Raw genomic sequence first — 12040 nt, forward strand, 5'->3', positions numbered from 1 at the left:
ATCATCTGCGCCTTTTTTGTGCCTGAAATTCACATAGATAAAAGACAAGAATAAAAAAAACGGCCCGATCTGGGGGAAGATCTGGGCCGTTATATTACGTATTTAAAGGGGAATTACTTATTTCGGCATTCCAGCACATCCAGTGCCAGTTCAACCGCTTTATCAATATTGTCGCATCCCGCTAATTTACCTGAGCTGATAGGACCAAGCACATTAGCGTATAACGAGAGCTGCTTGTTAAATGGCAGGCTCAACTGCTCATATAAACGCTGGCGAATCTCGGCATGTTGCTCAGGAGCGTGAGCAGCAAGGCTTTTCAAAGTGTCATAAACAAGAGTGGTGGTAGTGTTCATTCGTCTCTTTATCATTAAGTGGGAGGCGCTTATTTTATAATCTTTTGAGGTTTGTTTACTGTGATATACGTCATACAATATTATTAATGTGTTTATCTTTTGAGTCTAATGAGAATAAGGCATTCCAAAATAGACTTAAGTATCTGTGAAATATAACTAAAATAATGACAGACTATCGAACACACGAACGAATTAGCGCGTTTCTGGCAAACGGTTAAATCTATAGGAAGAGGAACAACATGCACTACGACGTATTCAACGGAGACGCAGATGGCATAATCGCGTTGTTACAGCTGCGATTAAGTGATCCACGGGAGAGCGTGCTCATTACAGGTGTAAAGCGTGATATTAAGTTGGTCTCTCAAGTTGTTACTCAAATTACGGAGCCGGGTAAGCAAGGTGACGTTTCATCCGTTACTGTTTTAGATGTGTCGATGGAGAAAAACCTGCCTGCATTGCACTCACTGCTAGACGCCAACATCAAGGTATTTTATTGCGATCACCACCGAACAGGGGATGTCCCAACTTCTGAGCATTTAGATACTCTGATTGATACCGCGCCAGAGAGCTGCACGAGCTTGCTGATAAACCAGAAGCTGAATGGTGCGCATCTGGCTTGGGCAATCGCGGCTGCCTTTGGCGATAATCTAAAAACCGTGGCCGTGCGGCTAGCGGATGAAAATGGATTCGATCCATCTCAAACAGAGTTTTTAGAAGAGCTAGGTACCTTGGTTAACTACAATGGTTACGGTTCGTCACTAAGCGATTTGCATTTCACGCCAATTGAGCTCTACCAAACCCTTTATCAATATCCGAATCCGTTTGATCTTTTGGATGATAAAGACTCGGTGTTTTATCGACTACGAGATGCTTATCAAAATGATCGCCAGCAGTTATCAAACCTTGCTCCTGTTTATGAAAGTGAAGTCGCACGTGTGTTTGAACTGCCAGGTGAGACGTGGGCAAGGCGCATCAGTGGCGTATTTGGTAATGAAATCGTTAATCAAGATCCAAACCGAGCGCAAGCAGTATTAACGAAAAACCAAGACGGCGAGTCTTACACGGTGAGCTTACGGGCGCCATTATCAAACAGAACGGGTGCAGACGAAATTTGCTCAAGCTTTGAAACGGGTGGAGGAAGAAAAGCAGCGGCTGGTATTAATCAACTTAATGAACTTGATAAGGTGAATTTTATTTCACTATTGGATGTATATTATTCATCTGGTGCTGAGGGTTAACTGAAAGATTTCCGGTGTATAGATTTAAAATTCCCAAAATTCTTACTCCTATGTTCCGTTATACGTGTGCATTGCTAGCACATGTATTATGGCTATATCCAGGCTATTTTAGTGATGTCACTCGCAATGGTGTCTGGTCTGAGGTCAGTAATTACGGCGTGTTTGGGGTGAATTTTGCCGATTTAAAGTTCATTTTTTCTTGTCGGTGATTTTTTATATTTTTGGTTAATTATCTTAGTGAATTAAGCTTGATTAAACATTTGCATGGTCAATGCATTCGACCGAAAATAACAGTTTTTAGCATTTCAATTTGAATGAAAAGTCAAAACCATATTGATTATGATATTCAATCTGTGACTTAAAATCACAAGTTAAATCAAAGGTCATCTTTTCCTATAAATTCTATTACTTCTCTATAAATATTCATGATTACAATGAATTGGTTCGGTTGTGATGGGCACAGCTGTTAAGTAAGGAAGTGGGACTAATGTTGAAACGTAGAGCTCTACAATTAGCAGTATCGGTCGGCATGGCGGCTATGTCAGGCGCTGTTTATGCGAATGGTTCAGATATGACGAATCCAGATTCTGGCGTCGTGGTTGGTTATTGGCATAACTGGTGTGACGGTGGCGGCTACCAAGGTGGTAATGCGCCATGTGTGACGCTGAATGAAGTGAACCCAATGTACAACATCGTGAATGTGTCATTCATGAAGGTTTACGATGTGGCTGATGGTCGAATCCCAACTTTTAAACTGGACCCAACCATTGGGCTTTCAGAAGAACAATTTATTGACCAAATCTCTGAACTCAACAAGCAAGGTCGTTCTGTACTGTTGGCTTTGGGTGGTGCTGATGCACACGCAGAGCTAGAAACCGGTGATGAAAGAGCCTTTGCTGATGAGATTATCCGTCTTACCGAGCGTTACGGTTTCGATGGTCTAGATATCGACCTTGAACAAGCAGCCGTAACCGCAGCAAACAACCAAACGGTCATTCCTGACGCACTTAAGCTAGTAAAAGATCACTACCGTGCCGAAGGGAAAAACTTCCTTATTACTATGGCGCCTGAGTTCCCGTATCTAACAACAGGCGGCAAGTATGTACCTTATATTGATAATCTAGAAGGTTATTACGACTGGATTAACCCACAATTCTACAACCAAGGTGGCGACGGTATCTGGGTTGAAGGTGTGGGTTGGATTGCTCAAAACAACGATGCGTTAAAAGAAGAATTCATCTACTACATCTCTGATTCGCTTATCAACGGAACGCGCGGCTTCCACAAAATCCCACATGACAAGCTCGTGTTTGGTATTCCTTCAAGTATCGATGCGGCCGCGACAGGTTTTGTGCAAGAGCCACAAGATTTGTACGACGCGTTTGATAGCCTAACGGCGCAAGGCCAACCTCTACGTGGTGTGATGACTTGGTCTATCAACTGGGACATGGGCACGAACAAAAATGGCCAACAATACAACGAGCAGTTTATTAAAGACTACGGCCCGTTTGTACACGGTCAAGTAACGCCACCACCAGTCGAGGGTGAGCCAGTTCTTAAAGGTATCGAAAATACCCGTGTTCTTCACGGCACAACGTTTGATCCTATGGAAGGCGTAACGGCAACAGACAAAGAAGACGGCGATCTAACGTCATCAATCGATGTTGAAGGTTACGTTGAAACCAGTGTGATTGGTACTTACGTTCTAACTTACCGAGTGAAAGACAGCGATAACAACGAAACTACTAAAGCGAGAACGGTAGAGGTTTACAGCCAGAAGCCGGTATTTAATGGTGTGTCTGACACGACTGTTGTGTTGGGAACTGCGTTTGATGCTATGGCGGGCGTGACAGCAAATGATGCTGAAGATGGCGACCTAACAAGTACTATCACACACACTGGCAGTGTCGATGTAAATGAAATCGGCAACTACACGCTTGTGTATAGCGTAACAGACAGCGCGAACCAAACTGTAACCGCTGACCGTAAGGTGTCTGTGACTGATGACTCTAACTGTGCTGCGGCATGGGATGCCGACACCGTTTATGTGGAAGGCGACCAAGTATCTCATGACGGTTCAACGTGGGGAGCTGGGTGGTACACTCGCGGTGAAGAACCTGGAACGACAGGTGAGTGGGGCGTTTGGAGAAAAGTTTCAGACTCTTCATGTGGTGGTAACCCAGATCCGGGCGATGACTTAGAGCTTGTAGTTTCAGGGCTTCAATCAGAATATGCGCCAGATAACGGTAATGTTCGTTTAGATCTAACACTGACATCAAATGAAGCGTTAGATGTTACCGCTATGGTGATCAACAGTGCAGGTACTGTGGTTGAGCAAACTAAGGTTAACGTAACGGACAGCCGCGCTATTACCATCGACTTATACGATGTAGCGGAAGGGCAATATGCACTCGAAGTGGTCGGCAAAGCGTCTGACGGTGAAATGGTGATGGTAAACGATTCTTTCGCTGTTAAAGACGGCGGCGGTACAACACCTCCTCCAGGTGATTACCCTCCATATGAAGCGGGTACAAACTACGCAGCGGGTGAGATTGTGGTCGGCAGCGATAATGGCTTGTACGAATGTAAACCTTGGCCATACACGGCATGGTGTGCAAGCGCGTCTTACGCTCCAGCAGATAGCCAATACTGGCAAGATGCTTGGACAAAGCTGTAGTCTGATAGCTCAACGCTAGCAATATAAAGTAGACGATCAAAGAGAGGCCATTGTGCCTCTCTTTTTTACGCTCAAATATTTCTTACTTAGAGCTTTAAAACCCACTTAACCTTAAACTCTGCTCTGCATATTGCTCTAGATCAAAACAGGAGTGATTATCAATTGTATTACTTGTTAAGAAATAGCACTATGCGCTCATTGAATTTCCCATATTGTTAATATTTGCATAATGAATCTTGCTCAAGTCGACCTCAATCTACTCGTTATTCTTAAACACCTTCTTGAAGAGAAGCACGTTTCCAACACGGCATTGGCTCTGGATATGAGCCAACCTACGGTGAGCCGAGCTCTGCAAAAACTGCGTACTGTTTTCAATGATGACCTACTGGTGCGAGCGGCTTATGGCTATGAGTTAACGCCAAAAGCAGAAGCCATTAAGCAAGATCTCAACTCGGTTCTGACACGTTTAGAAAAGCTGGTACATGGCGATGTATTCGAACCACAAAGCAGTGACAGTACGGTTCGCTTTTTTGGTTTAGTGCCTAATGTCGCGCACTTGTTGCCGAAGGTAGTTGCGGAGATACGCCAACAAGCGCCGAACATGATTGTTGATATCGACTCGATTCCTAAACGACACTTTGAGCCTCTGTTATCCGGTGATGCGCACTTTGTGTTGTCGACCCACGAGCCATTAAGTTCAGAGCAAAATTTGTATCGAATGTTCGTGATTAGCCGCGATTACCGTTTGTTGATGAGTAAAAACCATCCTCTGGCAGATAAAGAGCTCACCGTTGATGACTTGTTGAATAGCCAACTTGGTCAAATCTCACTGCAAGGGGATAAGAAGCTCTCGATCGAAAGTCGATTTAAAGATCTTGGCTTGATTGATAAGCAGCGCCAGTTGTCCATTCCAATTCAGCTTTCCAATTTTAACGTCGCGCCGGATATGGCAGAAGCAACCGACATCATCTTTCATTTACCGACACCTTTTGCACAACAAGCCGCTAAGCAAAGAGATCTTGTTTGTAAACGTGTGCCTAAAGCGTTGCGCCACCCATCAGAAGACGTCTACTTATACTGGCATAAGCGCTTTCATAACGACCCGATGTGTCGCTGGGTTCGCAATATATTCAAAGAGCTCTATACATAATTCATCTGCAGGGTGAATGAAAATTACAAATACCTATCGAGTTGAATATGGATCTCTTTAGTTATTTGATTGGTGAATAACGAGAATCGATTTTTGGTATGAAACTTTCGTTGATAAGAATGGTGGCGGGTTGTTTAATGCAAACCATTATCATTACCAACCACATATAAGAATGAATATCATGTCTGAGAGATCTCTTTTGATTCGCAAACCTCTTTTGGTTCGTAAACCCCTTTCGATCGCAGTCGCTGTTATTTGTACCTCACTTTCAGCTAACGTGTTAGCGCAAGAAGAAGCGCAAGCAACAGATGAACAAATGGTTGTTACGGCAACTCGTACCGAGATGGCACTAAAACAAGCGCCAGCTTCAATGTCGGTTATCACCGCGCAAGACATTGAAGATAGCCCTGGTATTACCTTGGCTGATATCGTTGCAGAATCAACGAGTGTAGAGTCTGATTTTGATAGCACACGTGCTGGCCGTCAGATGATCTCTATTCGTGGTATGGATTCAGACTACACTCTTATCATGGTGAATGGCCGCCGTCTAAGCTCAGCGAGTGCCATCATCCGTGGTAACGACTTCGACCTATCAACTATCCCTGCTGATTCAATTGAACGTGTTGAAATTATCCGTGGCCCAATGTCTGCACTTTACGGTTCGGATGGTATGGGCGGTACAATCAACATCATCACTAAGGCTCCAGAAAACGATTGGAGCTCTACACTGAGCATGGACTCGTCATCTCCAATGGATGGCAACGGTGGCCAAGAGCAGTCTGTTGGTTTTACTACTTCTGGTGCGTTGATTGAAGATGAGCTGTTCGCGCGAGTTTCTGTTAACCAAACAAGCCGTAACGCATGGCAACCATATTCTGGTACACACAGTTCTGGCTACGATCGTGAAGATATTACAGCTTTAGAAGACCGTGACACGCTAAGCATGCTTGCTAACCTGACATGGCATGCATCAGATAACCAAACCATAGATTTCGATTTTGGTTACAGCGACGACGAACGTAATTCAGCGGCTGAAAGCTCAAGCTCAGTTATTGAGTCTGACACGCGTGTTGTACGTAATAGCCAAGCGATTACACACAGTGGTTTTTGGAGCTGGGGTGACACGCAAGTACGTTACTCACGCGAAAATGTGACTGACAATGATGCGGCTGATCTGGGTAATAACTTCAGCAGCGATATCGAAGAATTAACTCAGATTGTTGAAGCGTCTGCGACCACTTATCTTGGTGAAAGCCATACGCTAACGTTTGGTATGGATTACCAACTGAGCGAGCTGACGAACAAAGAGAACCTAGTGAGTGGTTCATCTGAGGCATACCAAGGTGCACTATTTGTTCAGGACCAATGGTTAATGACGGATCAACTAACGGCAACCATTGGTGGTCGTTTAGATAAGCATGAACTGTATGGTGAAGAGCTCAGCCCACGTGTGTACTTGGTACACCAAACAACGAATGACTTAATCATCAAGGGTGGTGTGGGTAAAGCATTTAAAGCACCAACATTGACTCAAAACCAATCTGACTACCAAGTATCAAGCTGTAAAGGTGGCTGTGCGTTAATCGGTAATGAAGATCTAAGCCCAGAAACAAGCTTAAACTACGAGTTGGCGGCGGTTTACACTCAACCTCGTTGGAATATCGAAGCGGCATTGTTCCGGAATGAGATTAATGACCTTATTGAAAGAACAGACGGTTACTGTCCTGAAGGCGGTGATTGGAACGAAAGTGCTCGTCAATGTGAAAACCCAGACGGTTCACCAACGGGAGAGCTAGGTGCGAAAACTTACCAAAACGTCTCTGAAGCAATCATTCAAGGTGTTGAGCTAGGTGGTATGTATCAAATCTCTGATAAGTGGGCGTTTTCTGGGAACTACACCTACTTAGATACTGAAGATAAGTCGACAGGCGAACAGCTACTTGAGCGTTACAAGCACTCGGGTTTAGTTAAACTAAACTGGAGCCCAACTTTCGACCTGAACACCTTTATCAGTGCTCGTTACCGTGGTGAGCGTCAGATCGAAAGCGACCTATCTCAAGACGCATACACAACATTGAACATCGGCACAGTGTACAACGTGAATGATTCAGTACGACTGCGTGCAGGTATTTCGAACCTAACGGACGAGTCAGTATCTGAAGAACTAGAATATCTAGGTTATGTTGAAGAGCCACGTACTTACTACGTAGGTATGACAGCTGACTTCTAATCGAGAGTTCAGTAACTGATAGCTTGATACAAAAGAACCCATGCTGGCTGATGCTCTAAAAGGAGAACGGCGAGTGTGGGTTCTTTTTGATCTATAGGTTTAGCTTAACTCGCTACTTATCTATTTATCTAGATTTTGACACATGTGATCAGCGCATTACCGGACTGAGTATCCCAAGGAATTAGCTTATCGTAATCGTGCTCGAAGATATTAACCTCGAAGTAGGGCTTCAATATCTCGATTAACTCTTTAAACGAGAATGCCACCATTGGGTGTTCATCATTCCACACTTGAGTTTCACCAGCAGTCGCCTTTTCGATACTAAGCTTTAGCGCTTGCTTATCACCCTGACCAGAGTAATACCAACCAGAACGGAACGTGAAATCGTCTTTGTCTTGGTTTGTTGTGTGTCTAACAAACAGGTCGTTGCTGATCTTGTCTTTATCAACCACGTTAAAACAGAAAATACCTTCTGGCTTCAACGCGCGATGCACACTTTCGATACACTCTTTAAGTTTCTCTAGGCCATCGTTGTAATGGATGGAATACAGGAAGCAAGTGATAAGATCGAGTGGTTCAGTGACCTCAAAGTTACTCATGTTTTGTACTGAGAACTTGGCTTCTGGGCAGCGAATTTCAGCGATGTCTAACATCGGCTTGTTAAGATCTAGGCCACCGCTTTGGTAACCAAAATCAATAAAATGACGAACGTGTGGGCCAGTGCCACAAGCTAAATCGAGGTGTGTTTTTCCTTCATTTCCAAAGATTTGGTGGAGTCTACGTACGCAGTTGCTTTGCGCTTGGTAGTCAATATCTACACACATTAAATCATAGTAACCGGATAGGTCGGTATAGAGTGCGTTGGCGGACATATTTGCCTGCAGCATAAGCTGAAAAATTAGGGTGGCGCATCATATACCGAAATTGGGAAATCGCAACCAAATATTCGGTCAATGAAAGCGTTTTATTTTCTAACTTATGGTCGTTTTAAATGGGACCGATTAAAGGGACGTTTAAGCTGCCAACAACATCGGTACGCGTGTCATCGCTTTTCACTTTGCTCTGACTACTTATTCGTTAACTGAAACAGGTGTTGCTCCCTCGCTGCTGCGACCATACGGGCTTTGCGAAACGCTTTTATCACGAGACTAGATAGGAAAAATATGGTATCTAGGTAAACCCAGTGTGACATTTATAATTTCATGATGAATCAGTAATTTTACTGATTCAAACCGAGCTCTTGAAAAGGAAAAAATTCAGGAAAGTAGGCTAGGGCGTGTTGATCTTTCGAGTTGATTTTTGCAGCGAGTTGCTGGGTATTTATACAAGGCAGAGGCGTCGATGTGTAGCTAGCCTACATGAGAAGCCGATAACGTAGTAGAAATGACCAGCAAACGCTGCCCGAAGGGTTCGGCTAAAAGCGCTTTACTCTTTGTTGAGGGAGATTTGCTTAGAATGCTAGGCTACTTCCCCCTCGCCGCGATTAAAACGCTTTTATCTCGAACAAAATTTAACCTCGAAAGGTCAACACGCCCTAGTAATTAAAGCCAAATCACTCAAGCAAAATAAGCGAACTAAACAAGGAGAGTGAGACAATGAAGCCAGAAACAAATGCACAGGATTCAATGGAAAATGGAACAACATTGGAAAGCAGTGCTTCAATAGAAATTAAGCTGGATGACTTGTCGGGTGGGGAAGTCATTGAATTGCTTGAAGAGCATCTTGCTGATATGTACGCAACTTCGCCAGCCGAAAGTGTCCATGCACTGGATCTAGATGGGCTCAAGTCACCAGGAATTACCTTTTTCAGTGCTTGGAAAGACAGCCAACTGCTTGGGTGTGTCGCCATTAAAGAGTTGAATACCCAACACGCTGAACTCAAATCGATGAGAACCTCACAGTTTGCTCGAAAGTCAGGTGTTGCGAGCCAACTTTTACAGCACGTATTGGACACAGCAACCGCCCGCCAGTATCAAACAATCAGTTTAGAGACCGGCTCAGAAGACTACTTTAAGGCTGCGCGTAACCTGTATGAAAAGTTTGGCTTCGGCTACTGTGAACCCTTTGCTGATTATGTGTTGGACCCGCACAGCCAGTTTATGCGTATTGAATTGCGTTAAGAGGCTAGCTTTAGATGTCGACTTACTTTGCAGGTTTCTCCCTTGGCCTTTCGTTGATTCTTGCGATTGGCTCTCAAAATGCGTTTGTTTTAAAGCAAGGGCTTAAGAACCAACACGTATTGGCAGTTTGTGCTGTATGTGCCATCTCTGACGCCTTACTGATTAGCTTTGGCGTGACGGGCTTTGGCGCAATCGTTAAGCAGTTCCCACAAATTGAGCATTTCGCCCGTTATGGTGGCGCTATCTTTTTGGGTGTCTATTCATTCTTAAGCTTCCGTTCAGCATTTACTGAAAACCACGCCTTAGAAGCCACTGCTGAAACCAAAGACTCGTTTACCAAAGCGATTGCGATGTGTTTGGCGTTCACTTGGCTTAATCCGCATGTGTATTTGGATACTGTGGTACTGCTAGGTTCTATCTCAACCCAATATCAACCGAATCAAATGTTGTTTGGCGCTGGGGCGGTATCGGCGTCATTCGTTTTCTTCTTTTCACTTGGATATGGCGCTCGCTTCTTGGCTCCAATGTTTAAGAACCCGAGAGCGTGGAAGGTGTTGGAATTTGTCGTTGGCGTGATCATGGCATCTATTGCAATATCTTTGATCGTCTAGCTGCGCGTAATTAGGCTTCCATTTTGGTATAGGTGTTGAATACACGCCAGTAGAAAACCTAACATTACGTTTGATCTCACAAGCAGACGCAGTAAACATCGAATTCTTCGATAGAACAACGGGTAATCGATTGGAAAGCCGTGATGTAGCCTTTAGCACAGTAACTCTGGGTGCTTCATACAATTTCTAATGGCTTCTGTTAAATAGCTTAAAGCTAAAGCTATGGACACCCAAAACCGCTCTAACGTTGAGCGGTTTTTTTATGTCAAAAATAACGATTGCTCACGCTGTGGGCGGAGTTGGTCCAAAGCCTGAAATTAGTTGGTTTTCACAAGCTTATAAAAGGGAATTATCTCGACTATTTTGGTAGATTAAAGGTATTACAGACTTCCAGTGAGCAGCAATGAAGATTCTTCACACGTCCGATTGGCACCTTGGCCAAAACTTCTACAATAAAAGTCGTAAGAATGAACATGAACGGTTTTTACAATGGTTACTTGAGCAAGTTACAGAGCACGACATCGATGCGATCATTGTTGCTGGCGATATTTTTGATACCAGCACACCGCCGAGTTACGCTCGTGAGATGTATAACAAGTTCGTGGTCGACTCGAACAAGATCGGCTGCCAATTGGTGTTGTTAGGTGGTAACCATGATTCGGTGTCTGTGCTTAAAGAGACACAACAGCTGCTCAAATACATGGGTGCAGACGTGATTCCTAATACCAATGAAGATCATGCGACTCAGGTTGTCGAACTAAAAGGCAAGAACGGCGATGTAGAAGCGCTGGTTTGTGCCATTCCTTTTATTCGCCCTCGCGATGTGTTGACCAGTCAGGCAGGTGTCACTGGCGTTGAGCGTCAGAAGCAACTCGGAGATGCAATCAAACAGCACTACCAAAGTGTTTATGATGCCGCTTTAGAAAAACGTGCGACGTTTGAAAACAGCGAGCACATGCCGATTATCGCTACGGGTCATTTAACGGCGATGGGCGTTCAACAATCGGATTCGGTACGCGACATCTATGTCGGTAACCTTGATGGTTTTGCCGCTGATGGCTTCCCAGACGCCGATTATATTGCACTTGGTCATATCCACCGCCCACAAGTGGTGGCAAAGCGTGAATACATTCGTTACTGCGGCTCACCAATCCCATTAAGCTTTGATGAACTTAAATCTCAAAAACAGGTCTGTGTGGTTGAATTTGTTGAGGGAGTGCGCACCATTTCTCAATTGCCAGTTCCAACGTTCCAACCACTAGCTGAAATCAAAGGTGACTTGAGCGAGATCGAATCTCAGCTTAACCAATACATAGGTTTAGATAGCGACCAAAGCGTGTGGTTATCGATAGAAGTGCAAGCGCAAGATTACCTTTCAGATCTCCAAGAACGTATGCGTGCATTGACCGAAGGTTTGAATGTGGAAGTACTTCAACTGCGACGCGCAAGAGAGCGTCGCAATCAAGCATTAGAGCAAGAGTCGGCAGAAACCTTATCTGAACTGAGCCCGATGGACGTTTTTAGCAAGCGTATTGCCTTAGAAGAGTTTGAAACCGATTCTGAAAAAGCACGTTTAGAGCGAATGACAGTGAAGTTTAAACAAGTGATGGTTGAAGTATCCGAGAGCGCTCAAGCGCCAAACAAAGTAGAAGAGTAACCAG

Annotated in this window: 9 protein-coding genes and 1 pseudogene; 8 read left to right on the forward strand and 2 right to left on the reverse strand. The window is 44.3% G+C overall.

Annotated features, from left to right (window positions below):
• Positions 1-113: 113 nt before the first annotated feature.
• Positions 114-353: a PAS factor family protein gene (locus AC3CH3_RS07305; protein ID WP_172379436.1), complete on the reverse strand. Its 240-nt coding sequence runs from the start codon at positions 351-353 to the stop codon at positions 114-116.
• Between the two features lie 239 nt (positions 354-592).
• Here AC3CH3_RS07305 and AC3CH3_RS07310 point away from each other — a divergent pair, with 239 nt between their 5' ends.
• The 4 genes from AC3CH3_RS07310 (at position 593) to AC3CH3_RS07325 (ending at position 7648) form a co-directional block, all read left to right on the forward strand.
• Positions 593-1591, forward strand: coding sequence for a hypothetical protein (locus tag AC3CH3_RS07310; RefSeq protein WP_019826670.1), 999 nt, complete (start codon positions 593-595; stop codon positions 1589-1591).
• A 487-nt stretch (positions 1592-2078) separates the two neighbouring features.
• On the forward strand, positions 2079-4268 hold the full coding sequence (locus AC3CH3_RS07315; protein WP_488538082.1) for an immunoglobulin-like domain-containing protein: 2190 nt from the start codon (positions 2079-2081) through the stop codon (positions 4266-4268).
• Between the two features lie 229 nt (positions 4269-4497).
• Entirely contained in the window at positions 4498-5418 is a 921-nt protein-coding gene (locus tag AC3CH3_RS07320) for a LysR family transcriptional regulator (RefSeq protein WP_019826667.1), read from the forward strand.
• A 181-nt stretch (positions 5419-5599) separates the two neighbouring features.
• A complete protein-coding gene (locus AC3CH3_RS07325) occupies positions 5600-7648 on the forward strand; it encodes a TonB-dependent receptor domain-containing protein (protein WP_488538083.1) in 2049 nt (682 codons plus the stop codon).
• A 128-nt stretch (positions 7649-7776) separates the two neighbouring features.
• On the opposite strand, the gene AC3CH3_RS07330 is transcribed toward AC3CH3_RS07325, so the two are convergent.
• Entirely contained in the window at positions 7777-8520 is a 744-nt protein-coding gene (locus AC3CH3_RS07330; protein ID WP_488538084.1) for a class I SAM-dependent DNA methyltransferase, read from the reverse strand.
• A 723-nt stretch (positions 8521-9243) separates the two neighbouring features.
• Between AC3CH3_RS07330 and AC3CH3_RS07335 the strand changes: the two genes are divergently transcribed.
• The 4 genes and pseudogenes from AC3CH3_RS07335 (at position 9244) to sbcD (ending at position 12036) form a co-directional block, all read left to right on the forward strand.
• A complete protein-coding gene (locus AC3CH3_RS07335; RefSeq protein WP_488538085.1) occupies positions 9244-9768 on the forward strand; it encodes a GNAT family N-acetyltransferase in 525 nt (174 codons plus the stop codon).
• Between the two features lie 14 nt (positions 9769-9782).
• Positions 9783-10379: a LysE/ArgO family amino acid transporter gene (locus AC3CH3_RS07340; protein WP_488538086.1), complete on the forward strand. Its 597-nt coding sequence runs from the start codon at positions 9783-9785 to the stop codon at positions 10377-10379.
• A gap of 13 nt (positions 10380-10392) precedes the next feature.
• Positions 10393-10569: pseudogene (locus AC3CH3_RS07345) on the forward strand (porin family protein); the annotation flags it as partial.
• A gap of 213 nt (positions 10570-10782) precedes the next feature.
• Positions 10783-12036: an exonuclease subunit SbcD gene (sbcD, locus tag AC3CH3_RS07350; RefSeq protein WP_488538087.1), complete on the forward strand. Its 1254-nt coding sequence runs from the start codon at positions 10783-10785 to the stop codon at positions 12034-12036.
• Positions 12037-12040: the final 4 nt, after the last annotated feature.

Source organism: Vibrio sp. QJM3NY_35, from assembly GCF_057785915.1.

Excerpts from the sequence above, each read along its gene's own strand:
- AC3CH3_RS07305 (WP_172379436.1), bottom strand. The coding sequence starts at position 353 with ATGAACACTACCACCACTCTTGTTTATGACACTTTGAAAAGCCTTGCT.
- AC3CH3_RS07310 (WP_019826670.1), top strand. The coding sequence starts at position 593 with ATGCACTACGACGTATTCAACGGAGACGCAGATGGCATAATCGCGTTG.
- AC3CH3_RS07315 (WP_488538082.1), top strand. The coding sequence starts at position 2,079 with ATGTTGAAACGTAGAGCTCTACAATTAGCAGTATCGGTCGGCATGGCG.
- AC3CH3_RS07320 (WP_019826667.1), top strand. The coding sequence starts at position 4,498 with ATGAATCTTGCTCAAGTCGACCTCAATCTACTCGTTATTCTTAAACAC.
- AC3CH3_RS07325 (WP_488538083.1), top strand. The coding sequence starts at position 5,600 with ATGTCTGAGAGATCTCTTTTGATTCGCAAACCTCTTTTGGTTCGTAAA.
- AC3CH3_RS07330 (WP_488538084.1), bottom strand. The coding sequence starts at position 8,520 with ATGTCCGCCAACGCACTCTATACCGACCTATCCGGTTACTATGATTTA.
- AC3CH3_RS07335 (WP_488538085.1), top strand. The coding sequence starts at position 9,244 with ATGAAGCCAGAAACAAATGCACAGGATTCAATGGAAAATGGAACAACA.
- AC3CH3_RS07340 (WP_488538086.1), top strand. The coding sequence starts at position 9,783 with ATGTCGACTTACTTTGCAGGTTTCTCCCTTGGCCTTTCGTTGATTCTT.
- sbcD (WP_488538087.1), top strand. The coding sequence starts at position 10,783 with ATGAAGATTCTTCACACGTCCGATTGGCACCTTGGCCAAAACTTCTAC.